This is a genomic window from Thiocapsa bogorovii, from assembly GCF_021228795.1.
Lineage (GTDB): Bacteria > Pseudomonadota > Gammaproteobacteria > Chromatiales > Chromatiaceae > Thiocapsa > Thiocapsa bogorovii.
The window spans coordinates 2,462,223-2,484,066 of the sequence record NZ_CP089309.1 but is presented as its reverse complement, the minus strand read 5'-3'; the positions used below and the strand labels follow the sequence as shown (position 1 = coordinate 2,484,066).

Annotated in this window: 22 protein-coding genes; 18 read left to right on the top strand and 4 right to left on the bottom strand. The window is 61.8% G+C overall.

Annotation, left to right across the window (positions count from 1 at the left end):
* Positions 1-39: 39 nt before the first annotated feature.
* The 4 genes from gatC (at position 40) to LT988_RS11255 (ending at position 4,395) form a co-directional block, all read left to right on the top strand.
* Positions 40-327: an Asp-tRNA(Asn)/Glu-tRNA(Gln) amidotransferase subunit GatC gene (gene gatC, locus LT988_RS11270; RefSeq protein ID WP_232410225.1), complete on the top strand. Its 288-nt coding sequence runs from the start codon at positions 40-42 to the stop codon at positions 325-327.
* Between the two features lie 12 nt (positions 328-339).
* Complete coding sequence (gatA, locus tag LT988_RS11265) at positions 340-1,794, top strand: Asp-tRNA(Asn)/Glu-tRNA(Gln) amidotransferase subunit GatA (protein ID WP_232410224.1); 1,455 nt, start codon at positions 340-342, stop codon at positions 1,792-1,794.
* Between the two features lie 102 nt (positions 1,795-1,896).
* Complete coding sequence (gene gatB / locus LT988_RS11260; RefSeq protein WP_232410223.1) at positions 1,897-3,342, top strand: Asp-tRNA(Asn)/Glu-tRNA(Gln) amidotransferase subunit GatB; 1,446 nt, start codon at positions 1,897-1,899, stop codon at positions 3,340-3,342.
* Positions 3,343-3,507: 165 nt separating this feature from the next.
* Entirely contained in the window at positions 3,508-4,395 is an 888-nt protein-coding gene (locus tag LT988_RS11255; protein ID WP_232410222.1) for a DMT family transporter, read from the top strand.
* Between the two features lie 73 nt (positions 4,396-4,468).
* On the opposite strand, the gene LT988_RS11250 is transcribed toward LT988_RS11255, so the two are convergent.
* The 3 genes from LT988_RS11250 to LT988_RS11240 form a co-directional block, all read right to left on the bottom strand.
* Positions 4,469-5,533, bottom strand: coding sequence for a glycosyltransferase family 2 protein (locus LT988_RS11250; RefSeq protein WP_232410221.1), 1,065 nt, complete (start codon positions 5,531-5,533; stop codon positions 4,469-4,471).
* On the bottom strand, positions 5,530-5,934 hold the full coding sequence (locus LT988_RS11245) for a GtrA family protein (protein ID WP_232410220.1): 405 nt from the start codon (positions 5,932-5,934) through the stop codon (positions 5,530-5,532). The genes LT988_RS11250 and LT988_RS11245 overlap by 4 nt, the downstream gene beginning before the upstream one ends.
* A 176-nt stretch (positions 5,935-6,110) precedes the next feature.
* Positions 6,111-7,727, bottom strand: coding sequence for a hypothetical protein (locus tag LT988_RS11240; protein WP_232410219.1), 1,617 nt, complete (start codon positions 7,725-7,727; stop codon positions 6,111-6,113).
* 345 nt (positions 7,728-8,072) lie between these two features.
* Here LT988_RS11240 and LT988_RS11235 point away from each other — a divergent pair, with 345 nt between their 5' ends.
* The 10 genes from LT988_RS11235 to LT988_RS11190 all read left to right on the top strand — a co-directional run bounded on the left by LT988_RS11235 (position 8,073) and on the right by LT988_RS11190 (position 15,852).
* On the top strand, positions 8,073-9,122 hold the full coding sequence (locus tag LT988_RS11235) for a quinone-dependent dihydroorotate dehydrogenase (protein ID WP_232410218.1): 1,050 nt from the start codon (positions 8,073-8,075) through the stop codon (positions 9,120-9,122).
* Between the two features lie 120 nt (positions 9,123-9,242).
* Complete coding sequence (gene hisB / locus LT988_RS11230) at positions 9,243-9,848, top strand: imidazoleglycerol-phosphate dehydratase HisB (protein WP_232410217.1); 606 nt, start codon at positions 9,243-9,245, stop codon at positions 9,846-9,848.
* Positions 9,849-9,929: 81 nt separating this feature from the next.
* A complete protein-coding gene (gene hisA / locus LT988_RS11225) occupies positions 9,930-10,670 on the top strand; it encodes a 1-(5-phosphoribosyl)-5-[(5-phosphoribosylamino)methylideneamino]imidazole-4-carboxamide isomerase (protein ID WP_232410216.1) in 741 nt (246 codons plus the stop codon).
* Positions 10,671-10,739: 69 nt separating this feature from the next.
* Positions 10,740-11,138 carry a phosphoribosyl-AMP cyclohydrolase gene (gene hisI, locus LT988_RS11220; protein WP_232410215.1) on the top strand — a complete coding sequence of 133 codons (399 nt, stop codon included), beginning with the start codon at positions 10,740-10,742 and terminating at the stop codon, positions 11,136-11,138.
* Positions 11,139-11,141: 3 nt separating this feature from the next.
* The gene (locus tag LT988_RS11215; protein ID WP_232410214.1) at positions 11,142-11,459 is read left to right on the top strand and encodes a phosphoribosyl-ATP diphosphatase; all 318 of its coding nucleotides are present in this window, start codon (positions 11,142-11,144) and stop codon (positions 11,457-11,459) included.
* Positions 11,460-11,654: 195 nt separating this feature from the next.
* Positions 11,655-11,915, top strand: a complete 261-nt coding sequence (gene tatA, locus LT988_RS11210) for a twin-arginine translocase TatA/TatE family subunit (protein ID WP_232410213.1) — start codon at positions 11,655-11,657, stop codon at positions 11,913-11,915.
* A 52-nt stretch (positions 11,916-11,967) separates the two neighbouring features.
* The gene (gene tatB, locus LT988_RS11205) at positions 11,968-12,336 is read left to right on the top strand and encodes a Sec-independent protein translocase protein TatB (protein ID WP_232410212.1); all 369 of its coding nucleotides are present in this window, start codon (positions 11,968-11,970) and stop codon (positions 12,334-12,336) included.
* Positions 12,337-12,441: 105 nt separating this feature from the next.
* The gene (gene tatC / locus LT988_RS11200) at positions 12,442-13,653 is read left to right on the top strand and encodes a twin-arginine translocase subunit TatC (protein ID WP_232410211.1); all 1,212 of its coding nucleotides are present in this window, start codon (positions 12,442-12,444) and stop codon (positions 13,651-13,653) included.
* 716 nt (positions 13,654-14,369) lie between these two features.
* Positions 14,370-15,350: a LysR family transcriptional regulator gene (locus LT988_RS11195; protein WP_232410210.1), complete on the top strand. Its 981-nt coding sequence runs from the start codon at positions 14,370-14,372 to the stop codon at positions 15,348-15,350.
* Between the two features lie 166 nt (positions 15,351-15,516).
* Positions 15,517-15,852, top strand: a complete 336-nt coding sequence (locus LT988_RS11190) for a helix-turn-helix domain-containing protein (protein WP_232410209.1) — start codon at positions 15,517-15,519, stop codon at positions 15,850-15,852.
* A gap of 49 nt (positions 15,853-15,901) precedes the next feature.
* On the opposite strand, the gene LT988_RS11185 is transcribed toward LT988_RS11190, so the two are convergent.
* Positions 15,902-16,318 carry a cache domain-containing protein gene (locus LT988_RS11185; protein WP_332460582.1) on the bottom strand — a complete coding sequence of 139 codons (417 nt, stop codon included), beginning with the start codon at positions 16,316-16,318 and terminating at the stop codon, positions 15,902-15,904.
* 313 nt (positions 16,319-16,631) lie between these two features.
* On the opposite strand from LT988_RS11185, the gene urtA reads away from it, so the two are divergent.
* The 4 genes from urtA to urtD all read left to right on the top strand — a co-directional run bounded on the left by urtA (position 16,632) and on the right by urtD (position 21,809).
* Positions 16,632-17,933, top strand: a complete 1,302-nt coding sequence (urtA, locus tag LT988_RS11180; RefSeq protein WP_232410207.1) for an urea ABC transporter substrate-binding protein — start codon at positions 16,632-16,634, stop codon at positions 17,931-17,933.
* A gap of 186 nt (positions 17,934-18,119) precedes the next feature.
* Positions 18,120-19,751, top strand: a complete 1,632-nt coding sequence (gene urtB, locus LT988_RS11175; protein ID WP_232410206.1) for an urea ABC transporter permease subunit UrtB — start codon at positions 18,120-18,122, stop codon at positions 19,749-19,751.
* A 118-nt stretch (positions 19,752-19,869) separates the two neighbouring features.
* Entirely contained in the window at positions 19,870-20,982 is a 1,113-nt protein-coding gene (urtC, locus tag LT988_RS11170; protein ID WP_232410205.1) for an urea ABC transporter permease subunit UrtC, read from the top strand.
* Positions 20,979-21,809: an urea ABC transporter ATP-binding protein UrtD gene (urtD, locus tag LT988_RS11165; protein WP_232410204.1), complete on the top strand. Its 831-nt coding sequence runs from the start codon at positions 20,979-20,981 to the stop codon at positions 21,807-21,809. Before urtC ends, urtD begins: the two co-directional genes overlap by 4 nt.
* Positions 21,810-21,844 lie beyond the last annotated feature (35 nt).

The following is a 21,844-nucleotide window of genomic DNA, read 5'->3' as shown; positions in this document are numbered from 1 at the left end:
TGCTATGTTGCGCGGCTTGTCAATCAAGCTGGATCGGTCATGTCATTGGATGCTTCCGACATCGAGAGGATCGCCCATTTGGCGCGGCTCGAGATCGCGCCCGAGGCGATCGAGCGCTATGCCGCGGACCTCTCCAATATTCTCGACCTGGTTGCGCAGATGGAAAAGGTCGACACCACGGACGTCGAGCCGATGGCCCATCCGCTGCATATGAGCCAACGTCTGCGTCCGGATCGCGTGTCGGAGCACGATCAACGCGAACTGTTTCAGGCGACCGCCCCTTTGACCGAGGATGGTCTCTATCTGGTTCCCAAGGTCATCGACTGACGCCGAGCACTCATGCAGAACAAATCGATTGCCCAACTGGCCGCGGAGCTGAGGCTGCGCAACTATTCAAGCGTGGAGCTCACCCGTCACTATCTGGAGCGCATCGCGCGGCTGGATCCGCGCCTGAACAGCTTCATCAGCGTCGCGAGCGAATCCGCCTTGGCGGCGGCCGAGCGTGCCGATCGCGCGATCGCCTCGGGCGATGCCGGACCGCTCGCCGGTATCCCGATCGCGCACAAGGACACCTTCTGCACGGCGGGGATCAAGACGAGTTGCGGCTCGCGGATGCTCGACAACTTCGTGGCGCCTTACGATGCGACGGTCGTCGAGCGCCTCGCCGCGGCCGGGGCCGTGGTGCTGGGCAAGACCAACATGGACGAATTCGCCATGGGCTCCTCGAACGAGACGAGCTACTACGGACCTGTCCACAATCCGTGGGACCAGGATCACGTGCCGGGCGGCTCCTCCGGCGGATCGGCCGCGGCGGTCGCCGCACGGCTTTGCGCGGCCGCCACCGGAACGGATACGGGCGGGTCGATCCGCCAGCCCGCGGCACTCTGCGGGATCACCGGCATCAAGCCGACCTACGGGCGCTGCTCGCGCTGGGGCATGATTGCCTTCGCGTCCTCGTTGGATCAGGCCGGCGTGCTGGCCCGTTCGGCAGCCGATGCGGCCTGTGTGCTCGACGAGATGGCTGGGTTCGACCCGCGCGATTCCACCAGTGCAGACGTGGCCGTGCCCGACTATGTCGACGCTCTGGACAACGACATCGCGGGCCTGCGCATCGGTTTGCCGAAGGAATATTTCGGCGAGGGGCTCGATCCGCGCGTGGCCGCGGCCGTGCTGGACGCGATCAAGGAGTACGAGCGACTCGGTGCCACGGTGAAGGAGGTCAGTCTGCCGAATAGTCCGCTCTCGGTGCCGGTCTATTATGTCGTCGCACCGGCCGAATGCTCGTCGAACCTGGCGCGTTTCGACGGGGTGCGCTACGGCCATCGCTGCGAGCACCCGAAGGATCTCGAAGATCTCTACAAGCGCAGTCGCGCCGAGGGCTTCGGTGCCGAGGTGCAGCGACGCGTCATGATCGGCACCTACGTGCTTTCGGCGGGCTATTACGACGCCTACTACTTGAAGGCGCAGAAGATCCGCCATCTCATCGCCGACGACTTCGCGCGTGCCTTCGAGGATGTCGATGTCATCATGGGGCCGACAGCACCGACGACCGCCTTCCCGCTCGGGGCCAAGACGGACGACCCCGTGGCCATGTACCTCAACGACATCTATACCATTGCGACAAACCTCGCGGGCCTGCCCGGGATGTCGATCCCGGTCGAGCCGGTCGAGGGTTTGCCGGTCGGCTTGCAGATCATCGGCAACTATTTCCAGGAGGCCCGCCTGCTCAATGTCGCGCATCGCTTCCAGCACGTGACACATTGGCATCAGGTGGCGCCATCCGGGTTCGAGTGATCTGCGAGCTCGTCGCTTGGTGCGCCCTGAAGGTCTTGAAAAAGTGAGCGACATGAGACGGCAGGTTTGCCGAAAGTACGATCGCGACATAGGTTAGACAGCATGCAATGGGAAACCGTGATCGGGCTTGAGATCCATACTCAGCTCGCGACCCAATCCAAGATCTTCTCGGGTGCATCGACCGCTTTCGGCGCGTCGCCCAACACGCAGGCCTGCGCCATCGATCTGGGTCTGCCGGGTGTGCTGCCGGTGCTCAATGCCGAGGCGGTTCGTCTGGCCGTGCGTTTCGGCAAGGCGATCGGCGCGGAGGTTGCGCCACGCTCGGTGTTCGCGCGCAAGAATTACTTCTATCCGGATCTTCCCAAGGGCTACCAGATCAGCCAGTACGAGCTTCCGATCGTCGGCGAGGGCCGGGTCGAGATCGTGCTCGGCGACGGAGCGGTAAAGTCGGTCGGGGTGACGCGGGCGCATCTCGAAGAGGATGCCGGCAAGTCGTTGCACGAGGAGAACCTCGCAGGCGGCGGCTACACGGGTATCGATCTCAATCGGGCCGGTACCCCCCTGCTCGAGATCGTCTCAGAGCCGGACATGCGCACGCCGCAGGAGGCCGTGGCCTATGCGCGCAAGATCCATCAACTGGTGCGCTGGATCGGCATCAGCGACGGCAACATGCAGGAAGGCTCCTTTCGGGTCGACGCCAACGTCTCGGTGCGCCCGTTCGGTCAGACCCCCTTCGGCACCCGCACCGAGATCAAAAACCTCAACTCCTTCCGCTTCATCGAGCGTGCCATCCAGTTCGAGGTCGAGCGCCAGATCGACGTCATCGAGGGCGGCGGGAGCGTGGTGCAGGAGACCCGGCTCTATGATCCGGAGCGCGACGAGACTCGTCCCATGCGCTCCAAGGAAGAGGCCAACGACTACCGCTACTTTCCGGATCCGGACCTGCTCCCGGTCGAGCTCGATGTCGCCTTTATCGTCGACGCGGTCGCGGATCTTCCCGAGCTGCCGGACAGCATGCGCGAGCGCTTTCACACCCAATACGGGCTCGGCGAGTACGATGCCAGCGTGCTGACCGCGGGGCGCGAGCTTGCCCAGTATTTCGAGGCGGTGGTCCAAGCCACCGCCGAGCCCAAGCTGGCCGCGAACTGGGTCACCGGCGAGCTGGCGGCCGCCCTGAATCGCTCCGAGGTCGAGATCGGGCAGAGTCCGGTCTCCGCGGCCATGCTGGCCGGCCTCATCCATCGGATCCAGGACGGGACCGTCTCCGGGAAGCTCGCCAAACAGGTCTTCGAGGCGATGTGGAGCGGCGAGGGCGATGCGGACAGCGTCATTCAGGCGCGCGGGCTGCGACAGATCACCGACAGCGGCGAGCTCGAGGCGATGATCGCATCGATCGTCGCCGCCAACCCGGGCCAAGTCGAGCAATATCGTGCGGGCAAGGAAAAGGTCTTCGGCTTCTTCGTCGGTCAGGTGATGAAGGAGAGCAAGGGCAAGGCCAATCCGCAGCAGGTCAACGAGATCCTGATGCGCATGCTCGCAAGCGACTGAGCCGGATTCCCCGGCGACAGGGTCGGTCACTCGCGCGGTTCAGGTTCGATGGAGCGATGTCCACGCCATGGATCCCTTCGTCACGCAAATCGCCCCGACCGATCACGCGGTCGTCGGTCTTCATCTCCTGATCGTCTTGGCGATTGGCTTCGGGTAAAGCCGCGCATGTCCCGAGACGCGACGTTGCCGCGGGCATCTCGCCGGCTTGCCCATGCTGCGGCCTGGATGGGGGTCGCCCTGACCTCCTTTGCGCTGCTCGCCGTCTCGGCGCGCGAGGTGCTGGATACCATGGGGCCGGTTGAGTTTCTTTTCCTGCGGACTGCGCTCGGTCTGCCGCTACTGGTGCCGCTGGCGCTGTGGTTGGCCCCTGGCTTTTACCGCACCGAACGTCTGCGACTGCACCTGCTGCGCAACCTCTTCCATTACGGCGGGCAGGTCTGCTGGATTGCCGCCATCGGCATGTTGCCGCTCGCGTTGGTCTTCGCGCTGGAGTTCACCACACCTGTTTGGGCGGCCTTGCTGGCGCTGCTCTTTCTGGGCGAGCGGTTGAATCGAGGTCGTGTCGTGGCACTTGCGTTGGGAGTGCTGGGCGTCCTCGTCATCACGCGGCCCGGCGTGCAGCCGCTCGATCTCGGTATCCTGATCGGTTTGGCGGCTGCGGTCGGCTTCGCGGTGAGTCTGACGGCGACCAAGGGACTCACGCGCTATGACGGCGTCTTCACCATCCTCTTTTGGATGCTGGCGATGCAACTCCTGATCGGCCTCGTTCCCGCGCTGCTGGTTTGGCAGCCGGTCGCATGGGCCGATATGCCCTGGCTGCTCGTCGCCGCGATCACCGGGATCAGCGCGCATCTGGGTATCGCCAAGGCGTTTCAGCAGGCGGACGCGACGGTCGTGCTGCCGATGGATTTTCTGCGCCTACCGCTCATCGCCTTGGTCGGCGCGCTCTTTTATGGAGAGGGACTAGACCCCTGGGTCATCGCCGGCGCGGCTCTGATCTTTATCGGGAACGAGTACAGCTTGCGGCGCGAGAGACGGCGGGGCTCGGCCTAGCCTGTCCGGGTGTGATCCCGGCAGGATGATGGGAGTGCTCTGAGACCCTCAGATGGCCTCGGCCTCGAACCGCCTACGGGTGGGCGATCGGACGCGCGCCGGACGGGTGGCTGGTGTCGCACGGGGCGACGCGCTCGTCTTGTCGCGGGCGTTCGTAGGTCTCGACCAGATAAAGCGGCCGGCCTTTCGTTTCGTTGAACATCCGTCCGAGATATTCACCCAAAACGCCGATGGCGGCGAGTTGAACCCCGCCGAGGAAGAGAACCGCAACCATGAGGGACGGATAACCGGCAACCGGGTCTCCGTAACGCAAGGTCTTGTAGATGATCCAGCTTGCGTAGAGGAATGCCGTCATCGCCGTGAACAGCCCCACATAGCTGGCCATCTTGAGCGGGGCCGTGCTGAAGGAGGTAATGCCCTCGATCGCGAAGCCCCAAAGCTTGTGGTAATTCCATTTGGTCGCCCCGGCGCTGCGGCGGTCGCGATGGTAGGTCACGGCGGTTTGTCGATAGCCGATCCAGGCAAATAGGCCTTTCATGAAGCGATGCTGCTCGCGTAACCGGCACAGTGCGTCGACGGCGCGGCGGCTGAGCAGACGGAAGTCCCCCGTGTCCTTGGGGATCTCGATCGGGCTCATGCCCCCGATGACGCGGTAGAAATAGCGGGCGCTGAGCTTCTTCAGGGCACTCTCGCCGTCGCGCGACAGGCGAGTCGCGTAGACGACATCGTAGCCCTGGCTCCAGCGCGCCATCAGCTCGGGGATCAATTCGGGCGGATCCTGGAGGTCGGCGTCGATGATGACGGTGGCCTCGCCCCGACTGTGATCCAGTCCCGCCGTCATCGCGATCTCCTTGCCGAAATTCCGGCTGAGATTCAAAACGGCTACCCGCGGATCGGTCGCTCGCAGTCGATAAAGTATGTCCAGAGTCGCATCGCGGCTGCCGTCGTTGACGTAGATCACCTCGACGGTGACGCCCAACCCGTCGATCACGGCCGAAAGACGCCGATGGAGCTCAACCAGCACGTCGGCCTCGTTGTAGGCTGGCACGATGACGCACAGCTTCGGCGGCTCCGTGACCGACGCATCGCCGCTTGAATCAGTTAAAGTGTAGAGCGATTCGGGGTAATCGAGGCTCATAGCGTACCGCTCTCGCGAAAGGTCCAGAGGCTATTCAAGATGAAATTGAGTAGAAATACGGTCGCGGTGGCGACCACCTGGACAAGGATGTAATTGAACCCGAGGTTGTCTACGCCCGCGTGAACGATCAAGGTGTTCAGCAGTCCGGTGGCGATGGCGATCAAGGCAAATTTAGGTCCGGAGTCACGATGTGCCTTCGTGCTGTTGAAGGTGTAGCGATGATTGAGAAGGTAATTAACCAATGCCCCGACACCGAACCCTACCGTTGTCGCCGCCGTCGGGTGCAGGGTCCCGATTTCGACGAGAAGGATCAGAGTCGCGTAGTGCGCGAGGGTACCGAGAGCTCCGACCATTCCAAAGGTGACAAGCCTTCGAGATGTCGTCGCGACGGAAGTGAACATGAATGATCTCCGTAAAGATTAGGCCCGCATCGCGGCAGTGTAGGAGGCTTGCGAATATCGCGCCGTCTGAATCTTAGGATACTTTACCTTCGCTCGACTTGAGCGAAGGCTCTCTGCTGCTGCAAGCATATCTTGCGCTGTTTGGAAGGCTGTCAGTCGACTGGCTGGCGCATCTCTCAGTGTTTCGCGCCATACTCGTCTTGGTCGATGCGATGAATAAGAAGGGATTCTCGACGCTGAGGATATTCTTTCCAAACGAGCGAAAAATCCTCGGGAAGCGAGTAATACTTCTTCATCCATTTCCCGATCTGCGGCTTGTCGTATGGCATCTTCTCGGCATATCGCGGTTTTTGAAGTTTAAGCAGATTCGCCGCAGTTTGGGTGCCTTGCTCATGATTTATTTCGTGGCTTACGGCAATCAGCTTCGCGTGATTGATCGAGTTCGCTTCGAAATTTGACTTGTACCCCATATAAATGTTTCCTGCGTTCGAGACTGCAAATGGAAGTACCGCAAAGACGACTGCATATGCGAAGGGCCTCAGACCCGCGAAGGACAGTTGAGAAAAAATGAACGTTACCGGGACCATCATCAAAAACAAGAAGGTCAACAAAGATCTTCCGGCTACGCCCGGCGCCAATAATAGTAAGGCCAGTGAGGCGACGGCCGCGATGTATATGGAAAACACGATTGGGTCGAACTCGAACTTGCTTCTTAAGAGGAGCAGGAGTGCCCCATAGGCAAACAGTGTCGCTGCGAAAAAGATCGAAAGGGAGAGGCTGTAGCAAACTCCAAGCAAGGTGAGCAAGGATAGCGTGACAGCAAGAAGCTGCGATTTGCGTGTCGACGATTTAAGGAGCAAGACGAACAAAAAGGCGAATGACGCGGCCAGCATTGCAAGGAGGATGCGCCCTTCCGGGTGAACGAAAATCCAATGGGTCAATGCGTCCGCGTTCATAAATAAGGTATCGATTAGGCTGTGCGAAGGATAAGTCGAGATACTTTTCCTGTTGAAATTTCCGGGAGCGAATATCGTGATGAAGGCAATGAGGAAAACGGGGATGGCGAGCTTCAAATCGCGGAGTATGCGTTCAGCCTCGAGTTTTGGAAACTGGCTCAGAATTGTGTATGCAGTTATGAAAGCGACGACAGCAACAGACATTTGCTCATGAAAAGCCGCGGCGCAGGTCAGAAGTATCGTCGAGGGGAGGTTGGATGCTTTTCTTCTTTGCATCAAATAAGCGGCATACAAGAAAAGAGGGATTCCCCAGACATAGGCGACCGACGCCGAAAACCAATACAGGCCGCCAGCGACAGAATATTGCGGAAGCGATAGGAAATAAACGATTGGAACAATTGTCAGGGGGCGAAAGAAGTCTTTGCTTGGTGAGATCTTTATTGCCAAAGAAATAATGGAAAGAATGATTCCGATTTGCGCCAACCTGACATATTCGATGCCAAGCTTGAAGATGTTGATTTGGACAAAGAATGCAACGAAACGGCCGGACCAATGGACGTATTCTCCGTAGAGGAAGGCGAGCAGTTGCATCAGGTTGAAGTTTTGGCCAGTGAATCCTGTTTGCTCGCCAACGTAAGACAAGGTTGCATACCCCCAATCATCGTGATAGGGAAAGACCATGTTGTGTTGCGCAAACAAGTAAACGACAAACGCTGAAATGACGAGAACCCATATGCCGGGTGCCGCTCTTGCGCGCGCTGCGGCGTTGATGACCTCAGGCGAAACAAACGCCCGTGCCGTGACCTGCAAATACTGCTTGTTGAGCGTTTTCGTCATGGGTTTATTGCCGGAAAACGGTCGATCGGGGGAGATGTGGCACCAACGTCGAGATAAATAGATAGCCCGAAGTCGGGTACCATCCGGTCGTTGGGGGCGCAGTACGGGTTTCGCGGTTCCGTCGGCCACGGGGTCGTGAGCGCTAGGAGAGTGTCAAGTGATTTGCGCTGGAATCCCTGTCTGTGGTGGACCGCAGGAACACCCTGTCTTTTCGGGTACGTCGGATGCTATTCCGGGCCACCGAATCTTCGCATGGGAGCTGGTATTCTGACTAGCCGCGGACGACAGACGCGGGCATCGTTGGCCATAGCATCGGCCTATGTTTTCTGAGTTTGGATCCGAAAAATGAGCGCGACCGAGGATGTTAACGATCGACTTTGGCCCTTCGCGAGGCGGCTCCTGTTCCGCCTTGACGCCGAGCGCGCACACGACTGGACGCTGGCCCTGCTAGGGCTATGGTCGCGCTGGTTCTCGGGCCGTTTGGGTGCGGGAGACCCTGCACGTGCGCCGGAAAGAGCCGTCGACGTAATGGGCCTGCGTTTCCCGAATCCGATCGGCCTTGCGGCCGGACTGGACAAGAATGCCGTCGCCGTGCCCGCCTGGCAGGCATTGGGTTTCGGATTCATCGAGGTCGGGACGATCACGGCTCTCGCACAGCCAGGCAATCCGAAGCCGCGCCTCTTTCGGCTGCCGGCGGACGAGGCATTGATCAACCGGATGGGCTTCAACAACGCGGGGGCGGATGCGGCGGCGGTCCGCCTCGAGCGCCTGCGTGCGCGAGACATCCTTCAAGTTCCCCTGGGCGTCAACCTGGGCAAGTCCAAGGTCACGCCGGCGGAGGAGGCGGCGGACGACTATCGGCGCAGCTTCGAGCGGGTCGGTCACCTCGCGGATTACGTGGTCGTGAACATCTCGAGTCCGAACACGCCCGGCTTGCGGGATCTGCAGCGGGTCGAGGAGGTGGCGCGCATCATCGAGACGATCCAGGGGCCGAACCAGCGTCTTGGCCGACCCCGGCCTCTGCTGGTCAAGCTTGCGCCGGACCTCGCCGACGAGGACGCCGTCGACTGCGCCCGCGCTGCACTGGATGCAGGCTGTGCCGGCCTGATTCTGACCAACACCAGCATCCGCTTCGATGGGCTGCGCAGCAGCACCGAGGGGATGAGTGGCGGCCTATCGGGTCGACCCATCCTGGAGCGCAGTACCGCCCTGCTGCGCCTGGTCCGGCAGGCCGTCGGACCGGACCCGGTGCTCGTCGGTGTCGGGGGTGTCATGGACCCCGTCGGCGCGGCGGCCAAGCTCGCGGCCGGGGCGGATCTCGTGCAGATTTACAGCGGGCTCATCTATCGCGGGCCCGGATTCGTGCGCAAGCTGCTGCGCGGGATGTCGAGCTGACGCCCGCCTCGCCGGGACGTTTTGACTCGTCGCTTCTCGCTGTTTGCGGGTGCCGCTCTTATGTCGTCCGGAGCGGCTATGGTTTAATGCGGGCTTGCGAGCCAACGACACTGCTTCAAAATGACCCTCGACAGCATCCATCGTAAGGCACGGGTCGAGCGCGACACCTTGGAGACCCGGATCCGGGTCGCATTGGATCTGGACGGATCCGGGCGCTCGGATCTGCACACGGGCGTGCCTTTTCTGGACCACATGCTCGATCAGGTCGCGCGACATGGTCTGATCGATCTCGACATCCAGGCTGAGGGCGATCTGCACATCGACGCCCACCACACGGTCGAAGACATCGGCATCACGCTCGGTCAGGCGCTGGCCCAGGCGCTCGGGGACAAAAAGGGTCTGCGTCGCTACGGTCACGCTTACGTCCCGTTGGACGAGGCCCTGTCGCGAGTCGTCGTCGATCTGTCCGGTCGGCCCGGGCTAGAGTTCAACGTTGCGTTTACCCGCGCCATGATCGGCGGGTTCGATGTCGACCTCTTCCATGAATTCTTCCAAGGTCTGGTGAACCACGCGGCCGTCACATTGCACATCGACAATCTGCGCGGCGCCAACGCGCACCACCAGGCCGAGACCGTCTTCAAGGCGTTCGGACGTGCCTTGCGCATGGCCGTTGAGCCGGACCCGCGGATGGCCGGGATCACCCCGTCCACCAAGGGTGCGCTTTGAGGCTCGATCCATGTCGTTGCCATGGCCGGAGTTCTCGGCAGGGAGGCACCTATCCGACATCCGACAACGAGTGACCGATCCATGTTGCTGATTCCCGCAATTGATTTGAAGGACGGCCGCTGTGTGCGCCTGCGTCAAGGCCGGATGGATGAGGCGACGGTCTTCTCCCACGACCCGGTCGACACGGCTGCACGTTGGGTCGGCGAGGGTGCGCGCCGATTGCATTTGGTCGACCTCAACGGGGCCTTTGCCGGCATGCCGGTCAATGGCGAGGCGATTCGCGGCATCGCCGAGGCCTTTCCCGAGCTGCCGATTCAGGTCGGCGGGGGCATCCGCGACGAGGCCACCATCGCGGCCTATCTAAGCGCCGGGGTGACCTACTGCATCATCGGGACCCAGGCGGTCAAGGAGCCGGTTTTCGTCGAGCGGGCCTGTCGGTCTTTTCCCGGTCAGATCATGGTCGGACTCGATGCGAAGGAGGGGCGGGTCGCCATCGAGGGCTGGGCGCAGGTCACCGAGCATCAGGCCGAAGATTTGGCGAAGCGGTTCGAGGATGCCGGTGTCGCGGCCATCATCTACACCGATATCGGCCGCGACGGCATGATGAATGGGCCCAACGTGGAGGCGACTCGGGCGTTGGCCGGGGCGATCCGCACCCCGGTGATCGCCTCCGGCGGCATCACGGTCATCGACGACGTGCGCGCGCTGGCCGAGGTGGCGAGCTGCGGCATCATCGGGGCCATCACGGGGCGCGCCATCTACGAAGGGACACTCGACTTCGCCGAGGGGCAGCGCCTCGCGGACAGCTTGAGCCCGCGTTGAGCCCGGACCATTCAAGCTCGCGAAGAGGCGGGTGTCACCGAGACGTGGGCGCCCGCGAGGAGATCGAACATGTCTGACGACTGGCTCGACGCCATCCACTGGGATGCTCAGGGGCTGGTGCCGGCGATTGCGCAGGAGCGCGCGACCGGGACCGTTCTCATGATGGCCTGGATGAACCTCGAGTCACTGCGGCTGACGCGAGAGACCGGACACGCGGTCTACTGGTCGCGTTCGCGCGGGCGACTCTGGCACAAGGGCGAGGAGTCGGGCCATCAGCAGGTCGTGCATGCCATTCGGATCGACTGCGATGCGGACGTCGTCCTCCTCGAGGTCGAGCAGAAGGGCGGGATCGCCTGCCATACGGGGCGTCACAACTGCTTCTTCCGCGAGCTCGATGCGCAGGGGCGTTGGGTCGAGGTCGTGCCTGTCCTGAAGGATCCGCAAACGATCTATGCGAAGGCCCGATAGACAATGAATGACTTGCTCGAGCGGTTGTCCGATGTTCTGGAGTCGCGAAAGGGGGCGGATCCGGGAAGCTCCTATGTCGCCGGCCTTTATTCCAAAGGTCTCGACGCTATCCTCAAGAAGATCGGGGAGGAAGCGACCGAAACCGTGATGGCGGCCAAGGACGGTGTCCCCGAGAAGATCGTGTACGAGGTGGCTGACCTCTGGTTTCACACCTTGGTCCTCCTTGCGCAGCAGGGCCTCGGCCCCGGCGATGTTCTGGCGGAGCTGGATCGGCGTTTCGGCCTGTCGGGGTTGGACGAAAAGGCCGGGCGCGGATCCTGAACCTCGACAACCCTGACCGACCTTGACTCGTGGAGGACTAACCGCCTTCAAGGGTTTGCGGTATCATCCGGACGCTTCCGCGACTCCTGCGCAAGGGTGCGGAAGACGTCGAAAATCCAGCCGAGGGAATCCTGTTCCGTCGGCCTCTCCACTGAATTGAGTTGACCGTCTCAAGTCGACGGTACGGAGGAAAACATGGGCGCTGGTGGCATCAGTATCTGGCAGCTTCTGATCATCTTAGTCATTGTGCTGCTGTTGTTCGGGACCAAGCGACTTAAAGGAATCGGCTCCGATCTGGGCAATGCGGTGAAGGGTTTCCGCAGTGCCATGTCGGAGAGCGAGAAGGCCGAGGAGGAAGCCGAAGCGAAGCGGGTCGAGCAGACCGCCGAGAAACGCGTCGCCGACGGCGACACGACCAAGCGCGAGCCGGCCAAGCCATCGGACAAGTCCGCCTGAGGTGTCGTCCCCGAAGGCGTCCCACTGAGCGAGGCTGTCACGCGAGGTTGCCATGTTCGACATGGGTTTCTGGGAGCTGTTGGTGATCGGCGTCGTGGCCCTCGTTGTCATCGGGCCCGAGCGCCTTCCGAAGGTCGCGCGTATTGCGGGACTTTGGCTGGGACGTGCGCGCCGTACTCTGTCATCGGTCCAGGAGGAAATCCGGCGCGAGCTCAAGGCCGACGAGCTTAAGGAGATTCTCGACAAGCAGGCACGTAGTCGCCCGCTCGAGAGCATTCTCGAGGAGCCGGCGGAACGCGCCGCCAGGCCCGCCTCCATCACTGAAGCCGCGCCAACGCCGCCACAGGACCAGGCATCCGCCGGGCTCGACGGGTCAACTGCCGCCCGCCGTCCGGTCGAGCGAGATACCTCCGCGAGCTGATTGCGTCGATTCGGCGATCCGACTCGCGCCGTCGGGCACGTCGACGCATCGCTCGCCCGACCCCCTCGCCGAGCCGCCACTCAAACTGCGACGAGAACATTACCCATGTCCCCCGCGATGCAGCCCGACGATCCGGGTGCCGAACAGCCTTTCGTCTCCCATTTGATCGAGCTGCGAGATCGCCTGATCCGCATGTCGATCGCGATATTCGTCGTGTTCTTGGCGCTGTTCCCGTTCGCCAACGAGATCTACACCTTCGTAGCGGCGCCCTTGATGGCGCAATTGCCGGACGGCAACACCATGATCGCCACCCAGGTGGCCGCGCCTTTCTTGACGCCCTTCAAGCTGGCGCTCATCGCCGCGGTTTTCCTGTCGATGCCCTTCCTGCTCTACCAGTTTTGGGGGTTCATCGCGCCCGGGCTTTACAAGCACGAGAAGCGCCTCGCAACGCCGCTGCTGATCTCGAGCATCATTCTCTTCTACGTCGGGGTTGCGTTCGCCTTCTTTGTTGTCTTCCCGCTGATCTTCGCGTTTCTGTCGGCGTCCACGCCGGAAGGCGTTGCGATGATGACGGACATCTCGGCCTATCTGGACTTCGTGCTGGCCCTCTTCTTCGCCTTCGGGATCGCCTTCGAGATTCCGATCGCCACCATCTTGTTGGTGGCAGCCGGGATCACGACGCCGGCTGCCCTTGCCTCGAAGCGTCCGTACGTGATCGTCGGCGCTTTCGTCGTGGGCATGCTGCTGACGCCGCCCGACGTGATTTCTCAGACCTTGCTGGCTGTGCCCATGTGGCTGTTGTTCGAGCTGGGAATCGTCTTGTCGAAGGTTCTGACGCGCAAGGGGGTGCAGGACACCGATGAAGAGCCGGATCCTGATGCTTCGGGGCACGCATTTTCACCGGCGCACCCGGCCCCGGAGGGACCGGTCGGCGGATCGGCCATGGGCCGAGTCACGCCTCGTCCCGAGACGCGGGAGGTCGGGCGCGATCTCGATCCGCACTTCGACGATCCGGATCGCTGGCAGCCCTTGAGCGAGTCGGAGATGGAGGCTGAGTTGGATCTGATCGAGGCCGAAGAGATCCCGGGATCGCCCCGAAGCCCGGAACCGGACCCGGCGCGGACGACGCAATCAACGGTCCCCGATACGGTACCCGCAATCAACTCGGTCGAGGAGAAGATTCGGCGTGCGAACCGACTGCGCGAGCTCGGCAGCACCTTCGCAGCGCGCACGGTGCTCTACGAGGTTCTCGAGGAGGGCGATGCCGATCAACGGCGTGTGGCACGCAATATCCTCAATCAGCTCGACGAGGCTTGAGCGGTCTCAAGCCGCCTTGACTCGATCGGCGCCTCTCACCCCTGGATCCCTACTGGGACGACCTTCCAGGTCGGTAGCGCCGCCGGCCGCAACTCGACCGGTCGCTTGATTATTCTCGCGCGTTTTAGCCCTCTATCCGGCAGCTGAGGGCCTTGCGCCCCGGGGATGGCCCCGACGGTCGACTATGATTGCGTCTGTACGATTGGGCTCGGCGGACCAGTCAACCTAGATCCGGCAGTTGAACGGCCCCTGGAGTGCGTCCCGCGCGGTGTCCGGCAAGGCGCAACGAGGCGGCATAGTGGTTCTACGACAACGAGTTGCAACGCGGTCGGGCGCCGCGCGGGGCGTGCTCCAGGGGCCGTAGCGGCCTTCACCCAACCGGTGAGCCATTTCATAAGCGCGATCGCTAAAGCCGTCAAGACCTTGCATGAAGCACGAAGCGGTCAACTGCCGGATATAGGGTCAAGGCCGCTGCTGCCCCCGCCTTGCCCCGGGCTGCGCCCGGCGCGGTCGCTGCGTGTTGTCTAGAATCACTGCACTGTCTCGTCGAGCCCGACCCGACGGCGACCGGAATGCATCCCAGGAGCTCAATGGCCCGATCCAGGGTGACGGCGCCGAGCGAGAGAGTGTCGATCGTCGCGTTGAAATAATTGCTTCTTTCAATGGCTACACTGAGATAGTATAGGTTTTACCACCATTTGAAGATCGAAATCCCGATGGGCTCAGGATCCCAGATTCACTATAAACAGAATCGACTCAAACAATTGCGGGCCTTTTGCCATGCGGCGCGCACCGGCAGCGTCAGCGCTGCAGCCGAGAAGATCTTTCTCAGTCAACCCACCGTGTCTTTGCAGATTCAGGCACTGGAGCGCGAGTTCAGCACTGTCTTGTTCGAGCGGCGCGGCCCCAAGATCAAGCTGACCCCCGAAGGTGATCTCCTGTTCCAGATGGCCGAGCCTCTGGTCGAGGGTATGGATAAGCTGCACGAGGCCTTCGCGACGCAATGCGGCCGAGTCGATCGCGGCGTACTAAACGTCGCCGCCGGTGAGTCGACCATCCTCTACATTCTGCCCGACCCGGTACGCGCCTTCGTGGACCAGTATCCGGGGATCGAGCTGAAGATGCACAACGTGACCGGTCGCGACGGATTGGCGATGCTGCGCGCGGACGAGGTCGACCTGGCCGTGGGCTCGATGCTGGATGTACCGGACGACATCACCTACCGCCCGTTCGTCACCTACCAGCCGACGCTCATCACGCCGAAGGACCATCCCCTTGCGGGGCGGGAATCGGTGACCCTCGAGGAAATCGCACCCTACGGCTTGATCCTTCCGCCGCGGCATCTCAGCACTTGGCGGATGGTCGATCTAGTGTTCAAGCAACACAACCTGGCCTACCGGGTCACTTTGGAGGCTGGAGGCTGGGAGGTCATCAAGAAATATGTCGAATTAGGCTTGGGTATCTCGATCGTCACCGATGTCTGTCTGACGGGTGACGAAAACTTGAGTAGAATCCCGCTATCTCAGTATTTTCCGAAGCGCAGCTACGGGATTGTACAGAGGCGCGGAAAATTTTTGTCGCCCCAGACCAAGTGTTTCATCAAGACGCTTGATCGAGCGTTTGCCGACCGAGTCGTGGAACCGCAACCTCAAACCGTGGGCGATGTCGAAGAATGGGAAGATGCATATCTGGGATAATGGCCAGGCGTTCGGCTGCAGAGGAGGGCGCCGAGAGCTTTTCGGGGGCGACATACCGTGTTTTAGCCCTCGCATGCAGAGCGAATGTGCTGCGTCCTATCAGGATTGGCGCACGCTGAAAACCAACCGAATACCACTGACATCAGGTGAGAAGAGCCAAACAACTATGGATCTCACAAAACGCATCGGGCAGCGCCTGCGCGCTGCCCGCCAAGATCAGAAGCTGAGCTTATCGGAGCTTTCCGGTCGTACCGAATCGCTCTCGAAATCGCGCATCAGCAACTATGAGCAGGGGATTCGCCGCATGGGTCTCGAAGAGGCTCAAGAGCTTGCGGTTGCGCTCGGTACCGTGACTCCAACGTACCTCCTCTGTCTCGACGACACGGATCCTCTCTCGGCCCGCGAGCGGGAGCTCGTCCAATACTTTCGGCAGGCCGACGAGCGAGGGAAGGCGACGATCACGAAGGTTGCCTCGGACCAGTCCGGCTTCGTCGCGGACTGAAGGCAGCATGCCGCCGAGGGCGGCATGCCCTCGGATTCGAGCTTAACCCTTATTTGTAGGCGCCGACTCCGCAGAAGAAGCCCTCGTCGTTGGTCATCACATAGCTGGTCTTCTCGCGAATCTCCTCGGTGCCGGGATATGGCCAGTTGTAGTCGACCCAACCCTCGCCCGTGCTGCTCGCAACGGCGATCATGTTCTTGAACAGCGTGTCGCCGTACTTGTCGAAGTCGAGCAGATTCTTGCCGACCAGCTCCGGCTTGATCGCGTGGGACAGCATGACGCCGTCCATGTCCATGCAGAAGACGTAAAGGTCGCGATCCTGGAAGTCACCGTCCGACGTGGCGAAGAGTGCAAAGGCCTTCTCGCTTCCCATGTCGTTGACGGCCGCCTGAGCTTTCTGAGACATGGCTTTCGCTTCCTCCGGCGAAGCCATATCGGCGCCAATTGCACTGCCGGTCAGGACCATTGCAGCGACTGCAAGCACGATTTTGTGCATTCTCCCTCTCCTCTGTTGTTTCTATGGTTTTGCGGCATCGACGATAGTACAGATCTCGACCTGGATCCAGGTTGTTCGATCTTGGCGCGGCGAGCGCGGTTGTGTGCCCCCTTTCATGCGCCATCCGCACCAAACCGGTGCGCTCTCTCCACCTGCAGTCGCGTGCGGGGCCGCCAAACATGAGGCGGACGTTGTGGCGGGCATTTTGCTTTGAGTGCTGCCGGACATCCTCGTCCGCGCATCCATCACTCACCTCACTCACGATGAACAGGAGCCAGAACGTATGCTTAGACACGACCCGATTAGATCGATCTTGCTCGGCACGGGCCTGGCCGTCGGCCTCGCCGCTGGTTCCGTGGCACACGCCGCGGACGACACCATCAAGGTCGGGGTCCTGCACTCGCTCTCGGGCACCATGGCCATCAGTGAAACGACACTGAAAGACACCGTCTTGATGCTGGTGGACGAGCAAAACAAGAAGGGCGGACTGCTCGGCAAACAGCTTGAGGCGGTTGTCGTCGACCCCGCATCGGACTGGCCGCTGTTCGCCGAGAAGGCACGCGAGCTGCTGACTCAAGATAAGGTCGCCGTGGTGTTCGGCTGCTGGACCTCGGTGTCCCGCAAGTCCGTGCTGCCGGTCTTCGAAGAGCTGAATGGGTTGCTCTTCTACCCGGTGCAATACGAGGGCGAGGAGTCCTCGAAGAACGTCTTCTACACGGGTGCTGCGCCCAATCAGCAAGCGATCCCCGCGGTCGACTACCTGAAGGACGAGCTCGGGGTGGAGCGTTGGGTGCTCGCCGGAACCGACTATGTCTATCCGCGTACCACCAACAAGATCCTCGAGGCCTACCTTAAGCAAAACGGCGTGGCCGAAGAGGACATTATGATCAACTACACGCCTTTCGGTCATTCCGATTGGCAGTCCATCGTCGCCGATATCAAGCGCTTTGGCTCCGAAGGCAAGAAGACCGCCGTGGTCTCGACGATCAACGGCGACGCCAATGTGCCCTTCTACAAAGAGTTGGGTAACCAGGGCGTCTCGGCCGAGGATATCCCGGTGGTCGCCTTCTCCGTGGGCGAGGAAGAGCTCTCGGGCATCGACACCAAGCCGCTGGTCGGCCATCTCGCTGCCTGGAACTACTTCATGAGCGTCGACGACCCTGCCAACAGCAGCTTCATCGAAACCTGGCATGGTTTCACCAAAGACGACAAGCGCGTGACCAACGACCCGATGGAGGCGCACAAGATCGGGTTCGATCTCTGGGTGCAAGCGGTCGAGAAGGCCGGCACCACGGACCCCGACGCGGTGGGGGCCGCGATCATCGGCCTAGAGACCAAGAACCTCACGGGCGGGACCGCCAAGATGCTGCCGAATCATCACATCACCAAACCTGTGCTGATCGGCGAGATTCAGGAAGATGGACAGTTCGCCGTGGTCTGGGAAACCGAAGAAGAGGTTCCGGGCGACGCTTGGTCGGATTTCCTCGAAGGCTCCAAGGACCTCACCGCCGATTGGACCCCGCCGACCATGTGCGGCAACTTCAACACGGTGACCAAGACCTGTATCGGGGCTCAGACGCAATAGCGCTGTTGAATCGCGTCCGGCGCGGTATGCACGGATCAGGCCGATGGCTTGACTTGGAGTGACTCCAGGCGTGCGGCGTTGGACGCGGTTCAAGTCTCTAATGCAGTGTTTTCGAGCGTCGAACCCCCCCGGTGTTCGTCGCGGTTCCTTGGGTCGAGTGCGAGCGCAGCGAGTATCGAGATGCCCATGAGTGCGACAAGCCGATCGCGACGACACCCACGCCTTGCGGGCCTTGGCCTCGTCTATGGCTTCTTCATTCTGGCCTGGCTGCCGCTCGGCAGCGCGGCCGGTGAGCTCGATAAGGCCTTGACCGATCTCAGCGACCGGTCGTTCGATGTGAAGCAGGCCGCAGTCGAGGCGATCGCCGTTGACGGCGACCCCCGCGCGGCAGGCCTGTTCCAGGCACTCTTGGCCGGCGACCTCTATGCGCGCAAGGATGATCGGCGCCCCGTGTTGGTCACACCCGCTCCCGGCGGCTATCGGCTCACCGACGCACTCGACGGCAGCGACCTCGGCGAGGTCGAGCGCGGCGCCGTGAAGAAGATCACCATCAATAACCGGATGCGCAACCAGCTGCGCACCTTGATTGCCGCCCTCACGCTGGCAAGTCCCGATGCGACGACGCGCCTCGAAGCCGCGCGACAGATGCTGGGAGACGCCAACCCCATGGTGCTCGAAGCGATCCGCGAGCAGCTCGGGCGTGAGGACGATCAACGCGTGCGAGACTATCTCGACCTGAGTCTGGCGCTGGCGAGTCTGCGCGACGAGGACCCGGCGGTCCGGCTCGATTCGGTCAAGGCACTTGCCGGGAGTCTCTATCCGGAGTCGCGCAATGCGCTGACCACCCTGCTGGCTGTCGAGTCCGACTCGGACGTGCGCGTTGCCGCCGAGAGTGCGCTTGCCGCGACCGAGGAACGGCTCAAGCTCAACGAGGCCGCGGAGACGCTCTTTTTCGGGCTCAGCCTCGGGTCGGTTTTGGTGCTCGCGGCCATTGGTCTGGCGATCACCTTCGGAGTGATGGGCGTCATCAACATGGCCCACGGCGAGCTGATCATGATCGGGGCCTACACGACCTACCTGGTTCAACAGGCGATGCCCGGATTCCTCGACTACTCGCTGTTCGTCGCGATCCCGGCGGCCTTCGTGGTCGCGGGGCTGCTGGGCATCCTGATCGAGCGAACCGTGATCCGGTTCCTCTACGGTCGGCCGCTCGAAACCCTGCTCGCCACCTTCGGCATCAGCCTGATCCTTCAGCAGCTGGTGCGTACGACGATCTCGGCTCAGAACGTTGCCGTGCAGAATCCGTCCTGGATGAGCGGTGCGCTTCAGATCAACCCTGCATTGGCCTTGACCTACAACCGGCTCTACATCCTGCTGTTTTCCTTGATGGTCTTCGTGGCCCTGTTGCTCATCCTCAAGCGCACCGCCCTGGGGCTCCAGGTGCGGGCGGTCGCCCAGAACCGGGCGATGGCGCGCTCGATGGGTGTGCGCTCGGCACGGGTCGATGCACTCACATTCGGCTTGGGTGCCGGCGTGGCGGGGGTCGCCGGTGTCGCCTTGTCACAGCTCACCAACGTCGGCCCCAACATGGGGCAGGCCTATATCATCGACTCCTTTATGGTCGTGGTGTTCGGCGGGGTCGGCAATCTGTGGGGCACGCTGGTCGCCGGCTTGACCCTGGGGGTGGCCAATAAGCTGATGGAGCCCTGGGCGGGTGCGGTGCTCGCCAAGATCCTGGTGCTGGTCTTCATCATCCTCTTCATCCAGAAGCGCCCGCGCGGACTCTTTCCCCAACGCGGGCGCGCGGCCGACGGATAAAGAGGTTGCATCAGGCCTTTCGTAACGAGGTCGCCGATCGGGCGACGCGCCGTCCACCCGATCATCAAATTGGGTTTTTCGCGGTTTCGGGGAGACAAGTATGGGTTTGGTCAGGGTCATGAGGGGTGACAGAGGCGGACAGGCGATGCTGGCCGTCTTGCTGGTCGTCGCGGTCGTGGTGCCGATCCTGAATCTGGTCGTGCCCGAGTCCAGCCCTTGGCATGTCTCGACCTACACGGTGACCCTGCTCGGCAAGTATCTAACCTACGCACTGCTCGCCGTCGCGGTCGATCTAGTGTGGGGCTATCTCGGCATCCTGAGCCTGGGTCATGCCGCCTTCTTCGGCCTGGGCGGTTATGCGATGGGCATGTATCTGATGCGTCAGATCGGCAATCGCGGTGTCTACGGTCACCCGGTGCTGCCGGACTTTATGGTCTTCTTGAACTGGTCGGATCTGCCCTGGTTTTGGCAGGGCTTCGACCTCTTCTGGTTCGCCGCGCTCATGGCCATCCTGGTTCCGGGTGCCCTGGCTTTCATCTTCGGCTACCTTGCCTTCCGCTCGCGGGTCACCGGCGTCTATCTCTCGATCATGACCCAGGCGCTGACCTACGCCCTGATGCTCGCCTTCTTCCGCAACGAGATGGGTTTCGGCGGAAACAACGGCCTGACCGACTTCAAGGACATCCTGGGTTTCGATCTGCAAAGCGACGCGACGCGGATCGGGCTCTTCCTTGCCTCTGCGAGCGCCTTAGCGCTCGGCTATCTCGCCTGCCGCTGGATCGTCACCTCGCGGCTCGGCCGTGTCGCGGTTGCCATCCGCGATGCGGAGGCGCGAACCCGCTTCATCGGATACCGGGTCGACCGCGTCAAGCTCGCCATCTTCACCTTCTCGGCGATGCTCGCCGGCGTGGCCGGGGCGCTCTATGTCCCGCAGGTCGGCATCATCAATCCGGGCGAGTTCTCGCCGCTCAACTCGATCGAGCTGGTGATTTGGGTAGCCATCGGGGGACGGGCGACACTCTACGGTGCGGTCATCGGAGCCATCCTGGTCAACTACGGCAAGACCTATTTCACGGGTGCTTTCCCCGAGGCATGGCTCTTCGCCCTGGGTGCGCTATTTGTCGTCGTCACACTCTTCCTGCCCAAGGGCATCGCCGGCTTGGTTGGCATGATTCGGACCTGGCGACGATCGCGACTCCCAGCCGAGCCACGAACGGAGGCCGCGCCATGAAGCCGGTCGAGCAACTACGCGAGTCCATGCGCAAGGACCGGCAATGGAGCTTCATGTACTCCATGCTGGACCTGGATCTGGATGTCAGCCAGGGCGTGATCCTCTATCTGGAAGACGTCAGCGTCAGCTTCGACGGATTCAAGGCGATCAACAACCTGAATTTCTACGTCAACGCGGGCGAGCTGCGCTGCGTGATCGGCCCTAACGGTGCCGGCAAGACGACCATGATGGATATCATCACCGGCAAGACACGGCCGGATACGGGCAGTGCCTATTTCGGGCGGACCATCGATCTGCTGCGACTCTCCGAGCCCGAGATTGCCGCGCTCGGGGTCGGTCGAAAATTTCAAAAGCCGACCGTATTCGAATCACACAGCGTCTTCGAGAACCTCGAGCTCGCGATGGCCGGCGACAAACGCGTTTTCCCGACCCTGTTCGCCCGACTCGGCGGCGAGCAGCGCGACCGGATCCACGAGGTCCTGGGTATCATCGGTCTTCGGGAGCAGACCTACCGCGAGGCCGGCGCACTTTCGCATGGCCAGAAGCAGTGGCTCGAGATCGGCATGCTGCTGATGCAGGACCCGCATCTTTTACTCGTCGACGAGCCGGTCGCCGGTATGACGCACCAAGAGATGGACCGCACGGCGGAGCTGCTGCTCTCGCTGGAGGGCAAGCACTCCGTCGTTGTCGTCGAGCACGACATGGACTTCGTTCGCTCCATCGCCAAGCGCGTCACCGTGCTCCATCAGGGTTCGGTCCTCGCCGAAGGCAGTATGGACGAGGTGCAGAACGACCCGCGCGTCGTCGAGGTCTATCTCGGGGAATAGGCCCGATGGGAAGCGCCTCATGTATTCTATTCGAG

Excerpts from the sequence above, each read along its gene's own strand:
- gatB (WP_232410223.1), top strand. The coding sequence starts at position 1,897 with ATGCAATGGGAAACCGTGATCGGGCTTGAGATCCATACTCAGCTCGCG.
- tatC (WP_232410211.1), top strand. The coding sequence starts at position 12,442 with ATGTCCCCCGCGATGCAGCCCGACGATCCGGGTGCCGAACAGCCTTTC.
- urtC (WP_232410205.1), top strand. The coding sequence starts at position 19,870 with ATGAGGGGTGACAGAGGCGGACAGGCGATGCTGGCCGTCTTGCTGGTC.
- tatA (WP_232410213.1), top strand. The coding sequence starts at position 11,655 with ATGGGCGCTGGTGGCATCAGTATCTGGCAGCTTCTGATCATCTTAGTC.
- LT988_RS11250 (WP_232410221.1), bottom strand. The coding sequence starts at position 5,533 with ATGAGCCTCGATTACCCCGAATCGCTCTACACTTTAACTGATTCAAGC.
- LT988_RS11255 (WP_232410222.1), top strand. The coding sequence starts at position 3,508 with ATGTCCCGAGACGCGACGTTGCCGCGGGCATCTCGCCGGCTTGCCCAT.
- gatC (WP_232410225.1), top strand. The coding sequence starts at position 40 with ATGTCATTGGATGCTTCCGACATCGAGAGGATCGCCCATTTGGCGCGG.
- gatA (WP_232410224.1), top strand. The coding sequence starts at position 340 with ATGCAGAACAAATCGATTGCCCAACTGGCCGCGGAGCTGAGGCTGCGC.
- urtA (WP_232410207.1), top strand. The coding sequence starts at position 16,632 with ATGCTTAGACACGACCCGATTAGATCGATCTTGCTCGGCACGGGCCTG.
- LT988_RS11215 (WP_232410214.1), top strand. The coding sequence starts at position 11,142 with ATGAATGACTTGCTCGAGCGGTTGTCCGATGTTCTGGAGTCGCGAAAG.
- LT988_RS11195 (WP_232410210.1), top strand. The coding sequence starts at position 14,370 with ATGGGCTCAGGATCCCAGATTCACTATAAACAGAATCGACTCAAACAA.
- LT988_RS11185 (WP_332460582.1), bottom strand. The coding sequence starts at position 16,318 with ATGGTCCTGACCGGCAGTGCAATTGGCGCCGATATGGCTTCGCCGGAG.
- LT988_RS11240 (WP_232410219.1), bottom strand. The coding sequence starts at position 7,727 with ATGACGAAAACGCTCAACAAGCAGTATTTGCAGGTCACGGCACGGGCG.
- hisB (WP_232410217.1), top strand. The coding sequence starts at position 9,243 with ATGACCCTCGACAGCATCCATCGTAAGGCACGGGTCGAGCGCGACACC.
- urtB (WP_232410206.1), top strand. The coding sequence starts at position 18,120 with ATGAGTGCGACAAGCCGATCGCGACGACACCCACGCCTTGCGGGCCTT.
- LT988_RS11245 (WP_232410220.1), bottom strand. The coding sequence starts at position 5,934 with ATGTTCACTTCCGTCGCGACGACATCTCGAAGGCTTGTCACCTTTGGA.
- urtD (WP_232410204.1), top strand. The coding sequence starts at position 20,979 with ATGAAGCCGGTCGAGCAACTACGCGAGTCCATGCGCAAGGACCGGCAA.
- LT988_RS11190 (WP_232410209.1), top strand. The coding sequence starts at position 15,517 with ATGGATCTCACAAAACGCATCGGGCAGCGCCTGCGCGCTGCCCGCCAA.
- LT988_RS11235 (WP_232410218.1), top strand. The coding sequence starts at position 8,073 with ATGAGCGCGACCGAGGATGTTAACGATCGACTTTGGCCCTTCGCGAGG.
- tatB (WP_232410212.1), top strand. The coding sequence starts at position 11,968 with ATGTTCGACATGGGTTTCTGGGAGCTGTTGGTGATCGGCGTCGTGGCC.
- hisA (WP_232410216.1), top strand. The coding sequence starts at position 9,930 with ATGTTGCTGATTCCCGCAATTGATTTGAAGGACGGCCGCTGTGTGCGC.
- hisI (WP_232410215.1), top strand. The coding sequence starts at position 10,740 with ATGTCTGACGACTGGCTCGACGCCATCCACTGGGATGCTCAGGGGCTG.